The organism is Oerskovia sp. Root22 (assembly GCF_001429135.1).
Taxonomy (GTDB): domain Bacteria; phylum Actinomycetota; class Actinomycetes; order Actinomycetales; family Cellulomonadaceae; genus Oerskovia; species Oerskovia enterophila.
In genome coordinates, this window is record NZ_LMIL01000010.1 from 178,648 (window position 1) to 198,235 (window position 19,588).

The window sequence follows — 19,588 nt, forward strand, 5'->3', positions numbered from 1 at the left end:
CCAGGACGAGGCCTCCGGGCCCCACAGAACCGAGCGGGGACAGCAGAGCAGATGACGACGCCCGACGACGCCGGCACGCCAGCACCGGACGACACCCCGCGCTACGGCCAGCGCGCACCGCAGCCCCCTGAGGGCACGGTCACGCCCGGTGGCGGCGCACCCGTCCAGCCCGGTGCGCCGCAGTACGGACAGCCCGGTCAGTACGGCCAGCCGACGCAGCCCGGTACGCCGTACGGCCAGCAGGGCCAGTACGGCCAGCCCGCGCAGCCGGGCCAGCCCGCGCCGAACGCCTGGGGCCAGCCGCAGTACGGGCAGCCGGGCCAGTACGGACAGCAGGGCCAGCAGGGGCAGTACGGTGCCCCCCAGTACGGCGCCCCGGTGCAGCCCGGCTACGGACCGCCGGCCTTCGCCGGGATGCCCTACGCCCCGCCCGCGAACAAGCCCGGCATCATCCCGCTGCGCCCCCTGACGCTGGGCGAGATCTTCGACGGCGCGTTCGGCGCGATCCGTTCCAACCCCAAGGTCATGCTCGGGATGAGCGCGACCGTGATCGCGATCGCGACGATCCTCGGGATGGCGCTCGGAGCCCTCGTGTCCGGGATCTTCGCGCCGCAGCTCGCCCAGCTCGAGACAGAGCTCGGCAGCGACGTACAGGTCCTCACGGACATGCTCCCGCTCCTGGGGGCGTCGCTCGTGACCGGCGTCGTCCTCGCGCTCGCGCTGCCGATCGTCAACGGCATCCTGATCACGTCCGTCGGGCAGTCGGTCATCGGGCGCAAGGCGACCGTGGGTGAGGTCTGGGCCCAGGTGCGCTCCAAGGTGTGGCCCCTCATCGGCTTCTCGTTCCTCAGCAACCTCGTGGTCTACGTGGCGACGTTCCTGTACGTGCTGCTGACGATCCTGGGCTTCACGGTCGGCGTGGGGCTCGGGATCGTCCTCCTGCTCGTCGGGCTCGCCGGACTTGTCGCGTTCCTCGCGTGGTTCATCGTCCGGACGCTCCTGATCCCTCCCGCCCTGGTGCTCGAGGGCCAGGGGTTCCGTTCGGCCGTCGTGCGTGGTTGGACGCTGACCCGTGGCGCCTACTGGCGCACCCTCGGGATCTCGCTGCTGGCCTACATCGCGGTGAGCGTCATCGCCAGCATCGTCGTCTACCCGTTCTCGGCCATCACGACCTTCCTCGTGACGGACACCTTCGGGGTCCTGGCCCTGACCGCGGTGGCACAGATCATCAGCTCGGTCGTCACGTCGGTGTTCCTCGCCGGCGTCGTCTCGCTCCTCTACATCGACGTGCGCATGCGCCGTGAGGGACTCGACGTCGAGCTCACTGCTGCGGCGAACGAGCACGCCGAGCACGGCACGGCGTGACCGGGGCGCTCTCCGCGTCGCTCGCCGCCGGGCAGGCGGCCTGGTCGGCGCGCCTGGAGCTGCCGGTGGCGCTGCGTGGGGACGTCCCCGTGACTCCCGACGCCGACACCGCCCGCCGCTGGCTCCAGGAGGAGCTGCTCGATCCCGTCTACCAGGACCAGCCGTCCCTGCTCATGCGCTTCATCGACTGGCTGGTCGGTCTGTTCGACGGCGTCGAGGTCCTCGACGTGAACCCGGTGGTCGCGTCGCTCGTCGTGGTCGGCGTGGTCCTCGTCGTCGCGGTGATCGCCTACGTGATCGCGGGCCCCGTCCGGCTCTCGCGCCGGGCTCGTACGTCGGCCACGGTGTTCGAGGACGACACGCGCTCGGCCACCGACCTGCGCGCGGCGGCCGACGCCGCGGCGGCGGCCGGCGACTGGGCCACGGCCGTCGTCGAGCGCTACCGGGCCGTCGTCCGCTCGCTCGAGGAACGGGTGATCCTCGACCCGCGCCCCGGGCGCACGGCCCACGAGGCGGCCGACGCGGCGACCCTGCGTCTTCCGTCCCTCGCGGACCGGCTCGCGGGCGGCGCCCGCCTGTTCGACGACGTCCGGTACGGGAAGGTGTCCGTCGGCGCCGCCGCCGACCAGACGCTGCGCGAGCTCGACGCCGCAGCGCTCGCGACCCGCCCGACGCCCGTCGGTACCGGCCCGACGCCGGATCACGCCGACGGAGCCGGCGACCTGCCCGTCGGGGCCGGGACGTCCTCGACCACGGGAGCAGACCGATGACGACAGGGCTCGCAGCTCCGCCACCACCGGTCTCTGCCCCGGACACGTCCTCGACCGCGGTCACCACGGCGTACGTCCCCACCCCGGTCATGGGCGACGGCACCACGGCCGGCTCGCGCGCGCGGCGTCGGTGGCGTGCCGTGCGGTGGCCGCTCGCGGTGCTGCTCCTCGTCGCGATCGTCGCGGGCCTCGCGGCCCTGTCCCGGCCGGCGGTGTCGAGCACCCCGCTGGCCCCCGACAACCCGGGCCCCTCCGGCGCCCGCGCGCTCGCCCAGGTGCTCGGCGACCAGGGCGTCGACGTCGAGTACGTGACCACCACCGCGGACGCCGTCTCCCGGGCACTCGCCGGGACCACTCTCCTCGTGACCTCGGACCTCGACCTCCTGCCCGAGCAGATCGACGCCCTCCTCGAGACAGAGGCGGACCTGGTGCTCGTCGAGCCCGGGTACGACCTGCTCGAGGGCGCGACCGGCGGGACCGCGACCCTGGCCGACGACTGGTCGTCCCCCGACGCCACCCGGGCCCCCGACTGCACCGACCCCGACGCCGTCGCCGCGGGCAGCATCCGCAGCACGGGCTTCGGTCTCACCGCGACCGGTCCCGGCTCGACCGTCTGCTTCCCGGGCGACGACAGCCCCCCGGACACCGGCGCCTACCTCGTCCACGAGGGCGAGCGCCGCGTCGTCGCCCTCGACGACGCCGCCCTGCTCACCAACTCGGGCATCACCCGGGACGGGAACGCCGCGCTCGCGCTGCGGTCGCTCGGGCACCACGAGACCCTCACGTGGTTCGTGCCGAGCCTCACGGACGACACGATCTCCGAGGACGTCGGTGCGGGCACCGGCGCACTCCCCCCGTGGGTCACGGTCGTGCTCGTGCAGCTCCTCGTGGTCGCGTTCTTCGCGGCGCTCTGGCGCGGGCGCCGCCTGGGACGGCTCGTGACCGAGGACCTGCCCGTCGTGGTCCGCGCCTCGGAGACCACGCGCGGACGCGGGCGGCTCTACCGCCGCTCCCGCTCGCGCGGCCACGCCGCCGCGGGCCTGCGGGCCCACAGCGCCGACCGCATGGCCTCACGCCTGGGGCTCCCCCGCTCGGCCGCCGCCCCGGCGCTGATCGACGCGATCGTCCGCGCCACGCACCGACCGGCCGAGCAGGTCGCGCACCTCCTGTACGGCCCACCACCCGCCGACGACGCAGCGCTGCTCGAGCTCGCGCGTCACCTTGACCAGTTGGAGAGCGAGGTCTTCCACCCGTGACGCACCACCCCGAGGGGACGAACCCCTATCAGCAGCCCGCCGAGCGCTATGCGCCGCCGCAGGCCCAGCCCGCCACGCCGCCCGCCTACGGGGCTCCGGTTCCCCCCGTCCAGCCCGCCCACGCGCAGGCGCCCACGGCCCCCGCTCCGCAGCCCGTGACCGACGCTCCCGCCCAGGCTGCGCCGTCGGGCCCCTCGCACGACCTGCGCGCGGCCCTCGCGGCCGTGCGGACCGAGGTCGGCAAGGCCGTCGTGGGTCAGGACGCAGCGGTCACGAGCCTGCTCATCGCGATGCTCTGCAAGGGCCACGTGCTCCTCGAGGGCGTGCCCGGCGTCGCCAAGACGCTGCTCGTGCGCACGCTCGCGGCCTCGCTCGACCTGGACACCAAGCGTGTCCAGTTCACGCCCGACCTCATGCCCGGCGACGTCACGGGATCGCTCGTGTACGACGCACGCACGGCCGAGTTCTCGTTCCGCGAGGGCCCCGTCTTCACGAACCTGCTGCTGGCCGACGAGATCAACCGCACGCCCCCCAAGACCCAGGCCTCGCTGCTCGAGGCCATGGAGGAGCGCCAGGTCTCGGTCGACGGGACGCCGCGGATGCTGCCGGACCCGTTCCTCGTCATCGCGACGCAGAACCCCGTCGAGTACGAGGGCACCTACCCGCTGCCCGAGGCCCAGCTCGACCGCTTCCTGCTCAAGCTCGTCCTGCCGCTGCCCGAGCGCGACCAGGAGATCGAGGTCCTCGCACGGCACGCCGCGGGCTTCAACCCGCGCGACCTCGCCGCGGCGGGCGTCCGCCCCGTCGCGGGCCGCGAGGTCCTCGACCGCGCGCGTGCCGAGGTCGCCCAGGTCCAGGTCTCGCGCGAGGTCCTCGGCTACGCCGTGGACCTGTGCCGCGCGACGCGTCACTCTCCCTCGCTGTCGCTGGGTGTGTCGCCCCGAGGCGCCACGGCGCTGCTCGCGACGTCGCGCGCGTGGGCCTGGCTGTCAGGTCGCGGCTACGTCACGCCCGACGACGTCAAGGCCCTGGCCCACCCGACGCTGCGTCACCGCGTCCAGCTGCGCCCCGAGGCCGAGCTCGAGGGCGTGACCGCGGAGAGCGTGCTCGACACGGTGCTGGCCTCCGTGCCGGTCCCGCGCTGAGCGCCGGCGTCCTGAAGGGATGACATGGCTCTGACGTGGCGCGCCGTCGCGCTCGCCGCCCTCGGGGTGGTGGCGGTCCTCGTCGTGCCCTCGTACGGCACGGTCCTGGTCTGGGCGCTCGTGGTCGCGCTGCTGTGCGCGCTCGACGTGACCCTCGCGGCCTCCCCGCGACGGGTCGCGGTCGAGCGGCGCGTCCCCGGCTCGGTCCGCCTCACGGGCCGCGCGACGTCGCAGCTCGTCGTGACGAACCAGACCGGGAGGCGCCTGCGCGCGGTGGTCCGGGACGCCTGGGCCCCGTCGGCGGGCCCTCAGGTCAACCGGCACACCGTCGACCTGCCCCTGGGCGAGTCGGCGCGCCTGACGACCGTGCTGGTACCCACCCGGCGCGGTGACCGGCTCGCGGACAAGGTCACGGTCCGGGCCGTGGGACCGCTCGGCCTCGCGGCCCGCCAGGTCTCGCTCGACGTGCCCGGCCGCCTGCGCGTCCTGCCCGAGTTCGCCTCGCGACGGCACCTGCCGAGCCGCCTCGCCCGGCTGCGCGAGATGGACGGGCGCGCCGCGGTCCAGGTACGCGGCGAGGGGACCGAGTTCGACTCGCTGCGCGAGTACGTGATCGGCGACGACGTACGGTCGATCGACTGGCGGGCCTCGGCACGCCGGGCGGACATGGTCGTGCGGACGTGGCGACCCGAGCGTGACCGCCGTGTCCTGATCGTGCTCGACACCTCGCGCACGTCGGCGGCCCGCATCGGCGACGAGCCGCGCCTCGACGCGAGCATCGAGGCGGCCCTGCTGCTCTCGGCCCTCGCCGGACGGGCGGGCGACCGGGTCGAGCTGTTCGCGTACGACCGCAGCGTGCGCGCCCGGGTCGCGGGTGCGGCCGGCCCCCGCCTCATGCCTGCCCTGGCCGACGCGCTCGCGCCCATCGAGCCCGCGCTGCTCGAGACCGACTGGCCGGGACTCGTCGGCTCGGTCCACCAGCGCCTCTCTCAGCGCGCGCTCGTGGTCCTGCTCACGACGCTCGACCCGGCAGCCGTCGAGACCGGCCTGCTGCCCGTCGTCGGGCAGCTGACCTCCAAGCACCAGGTCGTCGTGGCCTCGGTCGCCGACCCCGAGGTCGCGGCGCTGCGCGCTGCCCGGGGATCGACGGCCGACATCTACGACGCCGCGGCCGCGGCACGCGTCGAGCTCGAGCGCACCGCGGTGCGGACCGTGCTCTCGCAGAAGGGCGTCGAGGTGGTCGAGGGGCTGCCCGAGGAGCTCGCGCCGCGGCTCGCCGACACCTACCTCGCGCTCAAGGCGGCCGGACGGTTGTGACCCACAGCGCCGTCAGGACCGGCGTGGCCCCGGGGTCGCGCCGGTCCTGACGAGACCTGCGCGTCCTGCCCTCACAGCTCCGTCACACGACCCGTCGCAGCGCTCCCAGGGCGCCGTCTAGGCTGGTACCCGTCCCGCCCCACCACCGAAGGAGCAGCACCGTGCGCCGACCGGCCACCTCGCGCGACCGTGAAGCACGCAACCGCCGGGTCGCGATCATCGTGATCTTCGCGCTGTCCGCGACCTTCGTCATCCCCGCGCTCGGCTTCCTGATCTTCTGACCCCGCGACCCGGCAGGACCGCTGCCGGGCAGGGTCGCACGGCGTCCTGACACGCGTCCGCAGACGTCCCGCGTGTCGGCCCCTCGCGGCAGGATGGCACCATGACCGCCGCCGGCCGCCACGGGCCCACGCTCAGCCTCGACGACCTCAACCGCGCGCTGCTGGCACGCCAGCACCTTCTCGCACCGCGCCCGGCCCCCGCGGCGGGCGCGCCCGCTCGCGCCGAGATCGACCACCTCGTCGGGCTCCAGTCGCAGGTCCCCACGACCCCGTACCCCGGGCTGTGGTCGCGCCTCGAGGGGTTCCGCACCGACGACCTCGCGAACAGGTTCGACGACCGCTCGGTCACGCGCATCGCCGTGATGCGCGGCACCGTCCACCTCGTCACGGCCGACGACGCCCTCGAGCTCCCGGGCGTGCTGCGCCCGCTGCTCGAGTCCGGCGTGCGCGTGGGCAGCGTCCACGCCAAGGCGTTGGTCGGCACGGACCTCGACGACGTCGCGGCGGCCGCGCAGGACCTCCTGGCCGAGGCGCCGCTCACCTCGACCGACCTGGGCCGGCTCCTCGGTGAGCGCTGGCCCGACGTCCATCCTCAGCACCTGGCCTACACGGCCCGCTGCTACCTCCCGCTCGTGCAGGTCACGCCGCGCGGGGTGTGGGGCGCGAGCGGCCCCGGCACGACGACGACGTGGACCACGGCGGACGCCTGGTTCGGCCGCCCGAGCCGATCGCTCCGCGACCCCGACGAACGCTTCGAGGCCCTCGTGCGACTCGTGCGGCGCTACCTCGCTGCGTTCGGCCCGGCGACGGTCATGGACGCCCAGAGGTGGTCGGGCCTGACGGGGCTGCGCGACGTCGTCGGGCACCTGCGCCCCGAGCTCACGACCTTCACCGGACCCGACGGCAAGGAGCTCCTCGACCTGCCGGGAGCACCCCGCCCCGGCGCGGACGCCCCCGCGCCCCTCGCGCTCGTCGCGGAGTTCGACAACCTGGTGCTGGGTCACGCCGACCGCACGCGCGTCGTGGACGACGTGCGGCGCAAGGCGATCACGACCGTCAACGGCCAGGTGCCCGGGACGGTCCTGGTGGACGGCTACGTCGCCGCGACGTGGAAGGTCCGACGGTCCGGCTCGCGGCCGGCCACGTCGCCCGGCGCCGTCGCGCAGCTCGACGTCACCCCGCTCGGCCGCACGTTCACGCCCGCCCAGCGGGCCGCTCTCGAGGAGCGCGGCGACGAGCTGCTCCGGTTCGTGGCCCCCGAGGCGGCCGAGCACGTGGTGGCAGTCGGCGCCGGGTAGGTCTCAGGCCGCGACGGGCGCGACGTCTCCCGCGTGGTCTGCCGTGAGGTCGCCCGTCTCGCCCGCCTGCACGGCGCGCCGACCGAGAACGATCGTGTAGACCCAGAACGCCGCGAGCGCGACCGCACCGATCACGATCTTGAGCCACCACGCCATGCCCGACCCGGTCACGAACCCCTCGATGAGCCCGGACACCGCCAGGACCACCACGAGCCCGATCGCGATCGTGAACAGTGCCCGCCCCTCCTCCGCGACGGCCCGGCCGCGGGTGCGGGGCCCTGGGTCGATCAGGGCCCAGAAGAGCCTGAGCCCGGCGGCTCCCGCGACGAAGATCGCGGTGAGCTCGAGCAGCCCGTGCGGGGCGATGAGGGTGAGGAACGTGTCGAGCTCGCCGTAGTACGCCATCATGCCGCCCGTCGACCCCACGCCGACCGCGTTGGCGAACATGATGTACGCCGGGAACACCCCGGAGATCCCGAGCGCGATGCACAGCGCGGCGATCCGGGCGTTGTTGGTCCAGACCATCGACGCGAAGCCCGCGCCGGGGTCGTAGTAGCTCGCGAAGGCCTCGTCGACGTACTGCTCGCGCGCCGCGGGAGTCCCCATCGAGGCGAGCGCGTCCGGGTTCGTGGCGACCCACCATCCCGAGACCACGGCGACGCCCACGAACAGGACCATGATCGTCACGGTCCACCACCGGATCCGGTACAGGGCCGCGGGCACCGAGACGGTCGCGAACCGCACGACGTCACGCCACGCGGGCTCGTGGGCCCCGGCGATGCGCGTCCGGGCGCGCCCGAGCAGGTCGGAGAGCCGGGTGATGAGCACCGGGTCCGGGGCAGCCGAACGGATCGTGGACAGGTGCGTCGCGACCGACTGGTAGAGACGGACGAGCTCGTCGGCCTCGGCACCGTCGAGCGAGCGCTTCTTGGTCAGCTCCTCGAGTCGCGACCACTCGGCGCTGTGCACGGCGTTGAAGGCATCCAGGTCCACGCGGGCAACCTTGCCACACCTGGAGCCTGCAGGACCGCCCTTGACCTACAGTGGGCCGGACCGCTTCGTGGCCGTCCGCGCGACGGGGCACGAGGTTCGACGAGGCACGACCGAGGAGCACGAGTGCAAGACGGCATCCTGACCGGCGAGGGAGTGGTCCTCGACGCACGACCGGCGTCGTTCGTGACGCGCGCCCTGGGGGCCGTGATCGACCTGACGGCGATCGGGATCGTGCTGTTCGCCCTGCTCTTCGCCGCGGCCGGGTCGGCGCTCGACGCGGTGAGCCCCGAGTTCGCCCCGGCGCTCTGGGCGGTGATCCTGGTCCTCGTGATGGTCGGCATCCCCACGACGGTCGAGACCCTCTCGCGCGGCAGGTCGCTCGGCAAGCTCGCCCTGGGCATCCGCGTCGTGCGCGACGACGGCGGTCCGGTGCGCTTCCGGCACGCGTTCATCCGTGCGCTCGTGGGCGTGGGTGAGCTGTGGCTGACGTTCGGCTCGGTCGCGCTCATCGCGTCGTTGTCGAACGACAAGGGCAAGCGCGTGGGCGACATGCTCGCCGGGACGTACGCGATCCGCGTCCGCGGTGGGAGGCCGACGTACGCCGCGATCGCCATGCCGCCCTACCTCGCGGCCTGGGCCGCGCACACCGACATGCGCAAGCTCCCCGACGGCCTGGCCCTCGCGGTGCGCCAGTTCCTCGGGCGCGCGGCCACGCTCAACCCGGCCTCGCGCGTGCGGATCGGGCAGGACCTCGCGGGCAAGATCGAGCGCTTCGTCGCCCCCGGCCCGCCGCCCGGCACGCCCCCCGAGGACTTCCTGTGCGCGGTGCTCGCCGAGCGGCGGAGCCGGGACTGGGTCACGGCGCAGCGGGGGCAGCAGCTCGCGCACGAGCAGGGCGAGATGCTGCACCGGCTGCCGTACTCGGTGCCCGACCCTCGGAGCTGACCGCCCCGTAGCCGGCCCGCTCGGCCACCCGGGCCGCCGCGGGACCGGTCGGCCGGGCCGCCGGGGCCTCGAACCGGCCGAAGACCGTCGCGAGAGCGCCCAGGACGAGCGCAGCCGCACCGAACCACAGGGGTCGGCTGGCCCACCAGTCGGCGCTCCAGGCCACGGGCAGCGGCGACCCCACCCCGAGCAGGACCACGCCGATCACGACGAACATCGCGGTCAGGTGCCACAGGTACAGCGTCATCGAGCGCGCGGCGACCCACGACACGAGGACCGCGCCGCGTCCCTGCGCCCAACGGACGACGCCGTCGCGCACCGCGAGTGCGACGCTCACCTGGAGCACCGCGTGGGTCACGGCGAGGGCCGTGGGCGGGCCGAGGTTGGAGATCGCGTCGCCCGGCATCCCGATGAGGCTCAGCGGGTAGGGGCCCGCGACCACGAGGCCGGCCATCGCGGCGAGGGCCGCCGCGGCGGTGAGCCAGAGGGCTCGGCGCGAGGGCAGCGCGTCGCGACGCACGAGGTCGACGTACGCGATCCCCAGGACGTAGGGCACGGCCCAGCCGAGCAGGACGTTGACGACCGCGACCTGGTCCACGCCCGCCCCGAAGCGCAGCGCGTCCACGAGCAGAGGCGCGGCCACGGCGATCACGACCAGGCGCCACCCCCACGTCCGGTAGGCGCGCAGCAGGGCCGGCGTGACCGCGAGCAGCAGCAGGTAGACCCCGAGGAACCACAGGAGCTGGGGCGCGATGCGTGCGACCTGCCGCACGGCCTCCTCCGGGACCCCGAGCGCCGGCAGCACGAGGACGGCGGCGGCCCACGTACCGACGAACGCCGCGACGGGCCTCCAGATCCGCGGGAGCCTACGACGGACCACGTCCCACCCGGCCGTGACGACACCCTGGCGACGTGCGGTCGGAAGGTGAGCGGCGCCGTCGGGCCCCTCGGCCGTGCCGGTGCGCCAGAGCTGGTACGCCGCGGACGCGCCCGCCGCGAAGAACAGCAGCGGCAGGACCTGCAGGACCCACGTGAGCGTCCACGCGCCGCCGTGCGACAGCGCGTTGCCGATACCCAGGCGTTCGCCGTCCCACGTGGCCTCGGGCATGAGCCAGTGCACGCTCAGGACGGCGAGGGTCGCGAGGGCGCGCACGGCGTCGACGAACACGTCGCGCCGGGCGGCGCCGCCGCGTGACGCGGAGGCCCGACGGCGGAGCGTCGGGTCGTGCGGTCCGCTCGCGGGGATCTTGCCCGAGACCTGGGCGGGGCGGGTACCGACACCGCCGGGACCGCTGCCGGGGCTTTCGATGTGGCCCGCCGTGCGGTCGGGCAGGGTGGCCGGCCGGGCGGGCCGGGCGGACGGGGCGGAGGGGGCGTCGACGACGGCCACGGGATGCTCCTCGAGACGGGGATCAGGTTCCCTGTCAGTCTTGAAGATCCCGGTTCGTCCCAGAAGGGGAGCCGCCCCCGAGGCCGTGGAGGCGATCCGGCGAGCTGGTGCGGGGGCTGTCCCCCGGATCAGCTGTCAGAACGTGGCCGGGCCATACCCCGGTGCGCTTCTGACAACGAGTCCGTGCGACGCGAGCGGTCCCGCCGGCACACCGCCACCTCGGGCTCAGTCCCGCAGGTACCTGAGCACCGCGAGGACCCGCCGGTGGTCCCCCGCGTCCTGCGGCAGGCCGAGCTTGCCGAAGATCGACGTCACGTTCTTCTCGACCGCGCCGTAGGACAGGAACAGGCTCTCGGCGATCGCCGTGTTGGACCGTCCCTGGGCCATGAGCTCGAGCACCTCGCGCTCACGCGGCGTCAGCCGTCCCAGGCCGTCGTCGAGGCGCGAGGCGCCCATGAGCTGGCTCACGACCTCGGGGTCCAGGACCGTCTGTCCTGCCGCGATCCGGGTCAGCGCGTCGAGGAACTCGCTCACGTCCGCAACCCGGTCCTTGAGGAGGTAGCCCACGCCCTCCGCGCCGCCCGTGAGCAGGTCGCTCACGAAGCGCGTCTCGACGTACTGCGAGAACAGCAGCACCCCGAGCCCGGGCGAGGACTCCCGCAGGGCCAAGGCCGCGCGCAGCCCCTCGTCGGTGAAGGTCGGGGGCATGCGGATGTCGATGATGACGACGTCGGGCAGCTCGCCCAGGACCGCGAGCCTCCCGACCTCCGCGACGAGTGCCTCACCGTCGCCGACCGCCGCGACCACCTCGTGGCCGCGGCGCGTGAGCAGCGCGACGAGCCCGTCGCGCAGGATGACGGAGTCCTCGGCGATGACGAGCCGCACGGTGTACCTCTTCTTGGTCGTGGGTCAGCGTGGTGCAGGACCGCCGCGCAGCCCGCAGGGGCGGCGGTCCGGGGTTCCGGGGCCGTGCTCGGCCCCGAGGGACGCGCGGGGGTCAGACCCTGCTCGGCAGGGTCACGGTGACCACCGTAGGCCCACCGACCGGGCTCACGAGCTCCAACGTGCCGTCGACCGAGCGGACCCGCTCCTCGAGTCCGGCGAGGCCCGAGCGGTGCCCCTGGGCGTCGGGGGTCGAGACCCGGGCCCCTCCCTGCCCGTCGTCGCGCACCCGCAGGCGCATCGTGCTGCCCTGCTCCTCGACGAGCACGTACACCCCGGACGCGCGGGCGTGCTTCGCGGCGTTGGTCACGAGCTCGGCGACGCAGAAGTAGGCGATGGTCTCGACCGCGGGCGAGGGGGCGACGCGCGGGTCGACGTCGACCGTCACGGGCAGCGGCGAGCGCGCGGCGAGCGTCTCCAGGGCGACCGCGAGCCCGTTGTCGAGCGCGGGCGGGTGGATGCCCCGCGCGAGCTCGCGCAGCTCGACGAGCGCCTCCTTGGTCGAGGCGTGCGCGCTGTCGACCAGGTCGAGCGCCTCGGTCGCGTCGCCGCCCGAGGCGAGCTGCTCCTTGGCCTCGCCGAGCTGCATGGCGACCGCGACGAGCCGGGCCTGGGTCCCGTCGTGCAGGTCGCGCTCGATGCGGCGCAGCTTGGCGTCGGCGTCCTCGACCGTCCGGCCGCGGGACTTCTCGAGGTCGCGGACGCGCAGGCTCGCGCGCGTGGGACCCAGGAGGTTGATCGTGAGCAGGCGGAAGAGCTGGGCGAAGCCCCGGACGAGCTGAGGCCACAGCCACCACAGCACGACGCCCGCCGCCGCGAGCGCCGACTGCCGCATCGGGGTGTCGACGAACCAGTCGGTGCCCATCTGGGCGCCTCGGTGCCACGTGCCGTCGGCCGCCTCCTGGAGCGGGAGGAACTGCGCCCAGTACCAGTGCGTCATGGCGCCCACCGCGGTGAAGAAGAAGGTCACGCTCACGACGAACGACACGATCGAGAGCACGAAGCTCACGAGCATGAACGACAGCGCGCGCCACCCCGGCCCGTCGGACACGGTCGACCAGAGCACGCGCCAGAACCCTCGGCGGCGCTCGTAGGGGGCCGGGGCCAGGACGTCGATCGACAGCATGGAGCGCGCCATGGTGCGGTACATACCGCCCCAGCCGCGGGCCCCGAGGACGAGCGCGCCCGTCACGAACAGCCCGACGACCGTCACGAGGATCCCGACCGTGAAGCTCACGGTGAAGATCGCGTAGGTGAAGGCCACGGGTGCGACGAACAACGAGAGCCAGATGTACCCGAACTCGCGCCACGTGCTCCGCGCGAAGGGGGCCCGCAGGAAGCCGACGTCCTCGCGGTGGTCCGTGTAGCGCGGGTCGACCGGCACCGGGACCCGTCCCGGGCGGGGCGGACGAGCCGTCTGTACGTGGGAGCCTGCGGGCGCGGGGGGCGCGCCGGACAGGGACGGCGCGGCCGAGGACGGCTCGGCGGGCGCCAGCGGGCCCGAAGGCCCGTCGGTGGGCGCGGCGTCGCCGAGCGGCTGGGGGGAGGTCACAGCAGACATGGTGTCAGGACTCCTGCATCTGGTTCGAGCGGTGCCACCAGTCTTCCCGACTCGCGCCCGCGCGCCCAGGGTGCGCTCCGCCGTCGTGCACGGGGGATGTCCCCCGTGCACGACGGCACGTTCAGCGGGTCGTGGGGACCGGGGGCTCCTCGAGGGCCTCGGCGGTCCCCTGCCCGACGGCGGCGCTCGCCCCCTCCTCGGGCGTCGTCCTGGTCACGCCGCGCGCAGGCGCGGAGACCACCTGGATCGCGATCACGAGGGCAGCCGCGACCAGGGCGATGAGGAGGATCGTGCTCCCGCTCGGGTAGCGCGAGAACACCAGGACGGTCAGCGCCCCCGCGAGGACGAGCCCGACGAGAGGCCAGCGCAGCCTCGCGACCCAGATCTCGAACGGGTGCGGGGCGCGCCCGCCGTCGCCCGCGTGGCCACGGCTGACGGCGCGCACCGCCCAGTTGAAGCCCCCGCGCACCGCGACGGCCGAGCGGCTGGAGCCCGTGAGGTAGGCCGCGAGCGCGACGACCAGACCGAACGCGAAGACGGCGCGCAGCGAGGTGCGCAACGGGACGAGGACCGCGTCGATCAGGGCCGTCGCGGCCGACGGGGACAGCGCGTCGGACGGAACCGCGCTCAGGTACAGGGACCGCCCCACGGTGATCCCGATCGCGAGCAGCGCCATCGCGACGATGTAGGCGACGCCGGCCAGGACCGTCGCGCGTCGACGCCCGCCGCGCGGCGCAGCCCACACCGCGCAGACCGCCACGGCCAGCGAGAGCCAGGGCAGGACGTTCGCGGCCTTGTTCAGGAACGCGACCGCACGCTGGGCCGTCACGACGTCGTCCGAGGTGAACAGCACGAACTGCGGGTTGATCGACGGGAGGTTGTCGACGAACGTGAAGCCGCGAGCCGAGAGCCGCTTGCTGACCTCGTCGATCATGGGTCCGAGCGAGAGCGTGACCTGCCCGTTCGCGTCAGCCGTGACGGAGGTCTCCCCCTCCCCCGTGAGCACCGAGACGAGGTTCTTGTGCGCCTGACGGTTGGCGACGATCCACAGCTCCTCGAACGTCGGGGACGTGACCATGCGGTCGACGGTCGAGCGGACGAACGACTCGCCCTGGCTCGCGAGGAGCGGGGCCAGTCCCATGACCTGCGGCGGGAGGCGCTCGGCGTTCTGCGTGAGGGTCGTCAGCGCCTGGGTCGTGACCGACTCGAGGTCGATCCGCTCGAGGATCGCGTCGCTGACCTTGGTGCTGATCTCGGCCTGGATCGCCGGGTCCGAGCCCAGCGGGGTCACGGTCGCGACGTAGTGGTCGGTGTCGAGGATCTCGCCGCGCACGTAGCGGGCAAGCACCGAGCCCAGCATGAGGACCCCGGCCAGGACCAGGAGGACCGTCACCGCGGTCCAGCGGACCCAGTGGCGGTGAGGGGCGGCGACGGCCGCTCCGGGCGACGGTGGGGGTGCGGTCCGCTCGGCCCGCAGGCGCTGGACCTCGGCGCGCAGGGCCTCGAGCTCGGCTCGTTCGGGGTCGCTGATCGTGGGCTCGCTCGGGACGGTCGCCATCGTCTTCTCCTGTCAGCGCGCGGTGCTGGGTACATCCTCGCGCAGGAGGGAGGGGTGCGCTCGGGGTGGCGGACGCCGCGGTGGGCGCCGCCCCCGTTCGCCGAGGTCGCCCGGCACGTCCACCCACGGTGACCGGCACGAGAGGCCGGGCTCCTCCCGGAACCCGGCCTCCGTCGTCGGGCCCCTCGCTCAGGGGCGCGCGTCCCGCTCAGTAGCGGTAGTGCTCCGGCTTGTACGGGCCCTCGACCGGGATGCCGAGGTAGTCCGCCTGGCTCGTCGAGAGCTCGGTCAGGCGCACACCCAGCGCGTCGAGGTGCAGGCGCGCGACCTTCTCGTCGAGGACCTTGGGCAGGCGGTAGACCTGACGCTCGTAGGTCCGCTCGTCCTCCGGGCGCTTGCTGTCCTCGAAGAGCTCGATCTGACCGATGACCTGGTTGGAGAACGAGTTGCTCATGACGAACGACGGGTGGCCCGTCGCGTTGCCCAGGTTGAGCAGTCGACCCTCGGACAGGACGATGATCGAGCGCGGCTCCTCGTCGCCCGCGGCCGGGAACGTCCACTCGTGGACCTGCGGCTTGATCTCGGTGCGCGTGATGCCCGGGACCTGAGCGAGCCCGGCCATGTCGATCTCGTTGTCGAAGTGGCCGATGTTGCCGACGATCGCCTTGTTCTTCATCGCCGTCATGTGCTCGGCCGTGACGACGTCCTTGTTGCCCGTGGTCGTGATGAAGAAGTCGGCCTCGCTCAGGACGTCCTCGATGCGCGCGACCTGGTAGCCGTCCATCGCGGCCTGCAGCGCGCAGATCGGGTCGACCTCGGACACGATGACGCGCGCACCCTGGCCGCGGAAGGCCTCGGCAGCACCCTTGCCCACGTCGCCGTAGCCCGCGACGAACGCGACCTTGCCGCCCATGAGGACGTCGGTCGCACGGTTGATGCCGTCGGGCAGCGAGTGGCGGATGCCGTACTTGTTGTCGAACTTCGACTTGGTGACCGAGTCGTTGACGTTGATCGCCGGGAAGAGCAGCTCGCTCGACTCGGCGAGCTGGTAGAGGCGGTGCACGCCCGTGGTCGTCTCCTCGGTCACGCCGAGCAGCTGCTCGGAGATGCCGGTCCAGCGCAGCGGGTCGGCCGCGAGCGCCCGGCGCAGGACCGAGCGCACGACGTTCATCTCGTGCGTGTGGTCCGGCTCGCCCGGCAGGGTGTCCGGGGGGACCGTGCCGAGGCGCTCGTACTGGAGCCCCAGGTGGACGAGCATCGTGGCGTCGCCACCGTCGTCGAGGATGAGGTTGGCGCCCTGCTCCCCGGGCCACAGCAGGATCTGCTCGGTGCAGTCCCAGTACTCCTCGAGGCTCTCGCCCTTCCAGGCGAACACCGGGACGCCCTGCGGGTCCTCGGGCGTGCCGTGCGGGCCGACGACGATCGCCGCGGCGGCCTCGTCCTGCGTCGAGAAGATGTTGCAGCTCGCCCAGCGCACCTGCGCACCGAGCGCGACGAGGGTCTCGATGAGGACGGCCGTCTGGACGGTCATGTGGAGCGAGCCGGCGATGCGGGCGCCGGCCAGGGGCTGGGACGTGCCGAACTCCGCGCGCAGCGCCATGAGCCCGGGCATCTCGTGCTCGGCCAGGCGGATCTGGTGGCGACCCGCCTCGGCGAGGGACAGGTCGCGGACCTTGTAACGGCCCGGGACCTCGTCGAAGGAGGCCTGGGCGGCGGGCGTGGCAGAAGACATGGTGCTCCGAACGACGGTTCTGACGGTGTCGCTCCAGAGTACCGGGGGCGGCTCGTCGGGCGCCGGTGGTGACCACGGCGAGCACCGACGGACATCTTCCCCGAGCAGTCGAGGCGCCCGCGCGGGTCAGGTCCCGTCGGGCGCGTCGTCCCTGCCCGACGACTTCGCGCACCTGCGACGGTCACCGGGGGGCCGAACCCGACACCCAGCCGTAGAAACCCGACACCCAGCCGTAGAAACCCGACACCCAGCCGTAGAACAGTTCGCGCCCGCGCGCGATAACAAATCTGCTTGACCAATTCAAGATCACGAAGCGGTAACGATCCTGTGAATGGTCAAAACCGCGCGCTCGCAACGATTGAACAGTCAAGCATCTCCCCGGAAACCGCCATGCACACCGTTCACTCGGTAGCAATTCGCCCTGGGATCGGGCAGGGTGCAGGAGACAGATCGACCTGTCCCGGCCCGGCGCCATGCCGTCCGGCGACAGGTCACGGCCCGCAGCGTCTCGCGGCGGCCGCCCTCCCGGGCGGCCCCCGGCAGCGGGCCACGATCCGGTGGACCGTGACGCGCCTGACGGCGCTGAGCGCACCGGGAGGTCGCTGCCAGGTCTCCCTGGCGCCCTCCCCGGAGCGTTCCGGAACCGCCATGACACGTGGAAGGTGGCGAGCACCGCCAGCATGACGACCAGCAGCACGAGCACCAGCACCGACAGCAGCACCGGGCAGAGCACCGCGCCGGTCCTGCTCCCGGTCGAGACCGAGCCGTACCCCGGCGCGCACGGCGCCGCCGCCCTTCCCGACGACCGCCCTGTGGCCGTGAGCGTCCAGGGCGTCTACAAGGTCTTCGGCCGCCGCCCGCAGGAGGCCGTGCGCCGCCTCAAGGAGGGCGCAAGCCGTACCGACGTCAAGCCTCTCGGCACGGCTGCGGTCATCGACGCGAGCTTCGACGTCAAGCAGGGCGAGATCTTCGTGGTCATGGGCCTGTCCGGCTCGGGCAAGTCCACCCTCATCCGCATGCTCAACGGCCTGTGGAAGCCCACGGCCGGCCACGTCCTCCTGGGCGACGCCGACCTCGCGACCGTCAGCGCCAAGCAGCTGCGCGCCCTGCGCCGCAGCCGCGTGAGCATGGTGTTCCAGCACTTCGCCCTGCTCCCGCACCGCACGGTCCTGGACAACGCCGCGTACCCGCTCGAGATCCAGGGCATGGGCAAGGCCGAGCGCCGAGAAAAGGCACAGAAGGCCCTCGATCTCGTGGGCCTGGGCGGCTGGCAGGACTCGCTGCCCTCGCAGCTCTCGGGCGGCATGCGCCAGCGTGTGGGTCTGGCCCGCGCCCTGGCCGCGGACACCGACGTGCTGCTCATGGACGAGGCCTTCTCCGCGCTCGACCCGCTGATCCGCCGGGAGATGCAGGAACAGCTCCTCGATCTCCAGCAGACCCTGGGCAAGACCATCATCTTCATCACGCACGACCTCAACGAGGCCATGCACCTGGGAGACCGCATCGCGGTCATGCGCGACGGCCGCACGGTCCAGATCGGCACGGCCGAGGAGATCCTCTCCGACCCCGCGAACGACTACGTCGCGCAGTTCGTCGCCGACGTCGACCGCACCCGCGTCCTGACCGCCTCGTCGGTCATGGTCCGCCCCACGGCGGTCGTCCCGCTCGGCGGTGGCCCGCGCGTGGCGAGCCGCACCATGCGCGAGGCGCAGGTGTCGGCGGCCTACGTCGTCGACCGGCAGCGCGTCCTGCGCGGCGTCGTGCGCGACGACGACGCGGTCGCTCTCCTCAAGTCGGGCGGCGACCACACGAGCATCGAGTCGATCGTGCACGACGGCGTCGCTCCCGTGAGCGTCGACACCCCCCTCGCGGAGCTCTTCGCCCCCGCGGCCGAGTCCCCTCTTCCCGTCGCGGTCACCGACGACAGGAACCGCCTGGTCGGCGTGATCCCCCGCGTGACCCTGCTCGAGGCGATGGTGCCGCCCACGCTCGACGAGAGCGACACCGTCGGGCCCGACGGGAACACAGACGACCGGCCCACCCCTGGGACCGACGCGGCCGAGGGCGCGACCGCCCCGCACGACGCCCCCACGACGGAAGGAGCGAGCGCATGAGCACCACCGACACGTTCGTCCCCCGCCTGCCGTTCGGCGACTGGGTCGATGTCTTCGTCACCTGGCTCATCGCCGCGTTCAAGCCCTTCTTCGCGGTCGTCAAGGACGTCCTGCTGTCCTGCTACGACGCCCTCGCGGCCGTCCTCCAGGGCCCGCCGTTCGTCGTCGTCGCGCTCGTCCTGGCCGCCCTGGCGTTCTTCGCCAAGGGGTGGAGGCTCGCCGTCACGACCCTCGTCGGGTTCGTCGTCATCGCGGGCGTCGACCAGTGGGACAACGCGATGGCGACGCTCGCCCTCGTGCTCGTCGCCAGCGTGATCGCGCTCGCGATCGGCATCCCGCTGGGCATCTGGGCCGCCCGGAACGACAAGGTCTCACGCGTCGTGCGGCCCGTGCTCGACTTCATGCAGACCATGCCGGGATTCGTCTACCTCATCCCGATGGTCATGATCTTCCTCACGGGCGCCGTCCCCGGCATCGTCGCGACCGTGGTGTTCGCCCTCGCCCCAGGCGTCCGCTTCACCGAGCTGGGCATCCGCCAGGTGGACTCCGAGGTCGTCGAGGCCGGGCACGCGTTCGGCTCGACGCCGGGCCGCATCCTGCGCCAGATCCAGCTCCCGCTCGCCATGCCGACCATCATGGCCGGCGTCAACCAGGTCATCATGCTCTCGCTCTCGATGGTCGTGCTCGCCGGCCTGGTCGGCGCAGGCGGCCTGGGAGGCGACGTCGTCGCAGCCCTCCAGCGCATCAACATCTCGCTCGGGTTCGAGGCAGGGCTGTCCGTGGTGATCCTCGCGGTCTTCCTCGACCGCGTCACCTCGGCGCTCAGCACCCGTTCTCCCGTCGCCAAGGCCCTCGCGGCCAGCGCGGTCTGACCCCCGGTCCGTCCGGGCCCGCACGTCCCCTGCACCACCACCAACCCAG

15 protein-coding genes are annotated in these 19,588 nt (G+C 73.3%); 9 read left to right on the plus strand and 6 right to left on the minus strand.

What is annotated here, in order from left to right:
- The first annotated feature begins 51 nt into the window (after nucleotides 1–51).
- From ASE15_RS14525 to ASE15_RS14550, 6 genes are all read left to right on the plus strand, one after another.
- Nucleotides 52–1,365, plus strand: coding sequence for a hypothetical protein (locus tag ASE15_RS14525; RefSeq protein WP_056646079.1), 1,314 nt, complete (start codon nucleotides 52–54; stop codon nucleotides 1,363–1,365).
- Nucleotides 1,362–2,135, plus strand: coding sequence for a DUF4129 domain-containing protein (locus ASE15_RS14530; protein ID WP_235534442.1), 774 nt, complete (start codon nucleotides 1,362–1,364; stop codon nucleotides 2,133–2,135). The genes ASE15_RS14525 and ASE15_RS14530 overlap by 4 nt, the downstream gene beginning before the upstream one ends.
- Complete coding sequence (locus ASE15_RS14535) at nucleotides 2,132–3,391, plus strand: DUF4350 domain-containing protein (RefSeq protein ID WP_082618468.1); 1,260 nt, start codon at nucleotides 2,132–2,134, stop codon at nucleotides 3,389–3,391. Before ASE15_RS14530 ends, ASE15_RS14535 begins: the two co-directional genes overlap by 4 nt.
- Before the next feature lie 155 nt (nucleotides 3,392–3,546).
- Entirely contained in the window at nucleotides 3,547–4,536 is a 990-nt protein-coding gene (locus tag ASE15_RS14540) for a MoxR family ATPase (RefSeq protein ID WP_056646764.1), read from the plus strand.
- A 24-nt stretch (nucleotides 4,537–4,560) separates the two neighbouring features.
- On the plus strand, nucleotides 4,561–5,853 hold the full coding sequence (locus tag ASE15_RS14545; protein ID WP_056764007.1) for a DUF58 domain-containing protein: 1,293 nt from the start codon (nucleotides 4,561–4,563) through the stop codon (nucleotides 5,851–5,853).
- 382 nt (nucleotides 5,854–6,235) lie between these two features.
- Entirely contained in the window at nucleotides 6,236–7,432 is a 1,197-nt protein-coding gene (locus ASE15_RS14550; RefSeq protein WP_056764009.1) for a winged helix DNA-binding domain-containing protein, read from the plus strand.
- Nucleotides 7,433–7,435: 3 nt separating this feature from the next.
- On the opposite strand, the gene ASE15_RS14555 is transcribed toward ASE15_RS14550, so the two are convergent.
- Nucleotides 7,436–8,425, minus strand: a complete 990-nt coding sequence (locus ASE15_RS14555) for a stage II sporulation protein M (RefSeq protein ID WP_056646070.1) — start codon at nucleotides 8,423–8,425, stop codon at nucleotides 7,436–7,438.
- A gap of 123 nt (nucleotides 8,426–8,548) precedes the next feature.
- On the opposite strand from ASE15_RS14555, the gene ASE15_RS14560 reads away from it, so the two are divergent.
- On the plus strand, nucleotides 8,549–9,370 hold the full coding sequence (locus tag ASE15_RS14560; RefSeq protein WP_056646067.1) for an RDD family protein: 822 nt from the start codon (nucleotides 8,549–8,551) through the stop codon (nucleotides 9,368–9,370).
- Here the strand turns inward: ASE15_RS14560 and ASE15_RS14565 are convergent.
- The 5 genes from ASE15_RS14565 to ahcY all read right to left on the minus strand — a co-directional run bounded on the left by ASE15_RS14565 (nucleotide 9,282) and on the right by ahcY (nucleotide 16,553).
- The gene (locus tag ASE15_RS14565) at nucleotides 9,282–10,760 is read right to left on the minus strand and encodes an acyltransferase (protein WP_056764012.1); all 1,479 of its coding nucleotides are present in this window, start codon (nucleotides 10,758–10,760) and stop codon (nucleotides 9,282–9,284) included. The two genes, ASE15_RS14560 and ASE15_RS14565, sit on opposite strands and share 89 nt — an antisense overlap.
- Before the next feature lie 225 nt (nucleotides 10,761–10,985).
- Nucleotides 10,986–11,645: a response regulator transcription factor gene (locus ASE15_RS14570; RefSeq protein WP_056646060.1), complete on the minus strand. Its 660-nt coding sequence runs from the start codon at nucleotides 11,643–11,645 to the stop codon at nucleotides 10,986–10,988.
- A gap of 112 nt (nucleotides 11,646–11,757) precedes the next feature.
- Nucleotides 11,758–13,254, minus strand: a complete 1,497-nt coding sequence (locus ASE15_RS14575; protein WP_235534443.1) for a sensor histidine kinase — start codon at nucleotides 13,252–13,254, stop codon at nucleotides 11,758–11,760.
- A 130-nt stretch (nucleotides 13,255–13,384) separates the two neighbouring features.
- Nucleotides 13,385–14,821 (minus strand): hypothetical protein, encoded by a 1,437-nt coding sequence (locus ASE15_RS14580; RefSeq protein ID WP_082618470.1) that lies wholly within the window; start codon nucleotides 14,819–14,821, stop codon nucleotides 13,385–13,387.
- Between the two features lie 208 nt (nucleotides 14,822–15,029).
- Nucleotides 15,030–16,553, minus strand: coding sequence for an adenosylhomocysteinase (ahcY, locus tag ASE15_RS14585; protein ID WP_056764014.1), 1,524 nt, complete (start codon nucleotides 16,551–16,553; stop codon nucleotides 15,030–15,032).
- 680 nt (nucleotides 16,554–17,233) lie between these two features.
- Between ahcY and ASE15_RS14590 the strand changes: the two genes are divergently transcribed.
- The gene (locus ASE15_RS14590; protein WP_082618500.1) at nucleotides 17,234–18,667 is read left to right on the plus strand and encodes a glycine betaine/L-proline ABC transporter ATP-binding protein; all 1,434 of its coding nucleotides are present in this window, start codon (nucleotides 17,234–17,236) and stop codon (nucleotides 18,665–18,667) included.
- Nucleotides 18,664–19,539 (plus strand): proline/glycine betaine ABC transporter permease, encoded by an 876-nt coding sequence (locus ASE15_RS14595; RefSeq protein WP_056764017.1) that lies wholly within the window; start codon nucleotides 18,664–18,666, stop codon nucleotides 19,537–19,539. The genes ASE15_RS14590 and ASE15_RS14595 overlap by 4 nt, the downstream gene beginning before the upstream one ends.
- Nucleotides 19,540–19,588 lie beyond the last annotated feature (49 nt).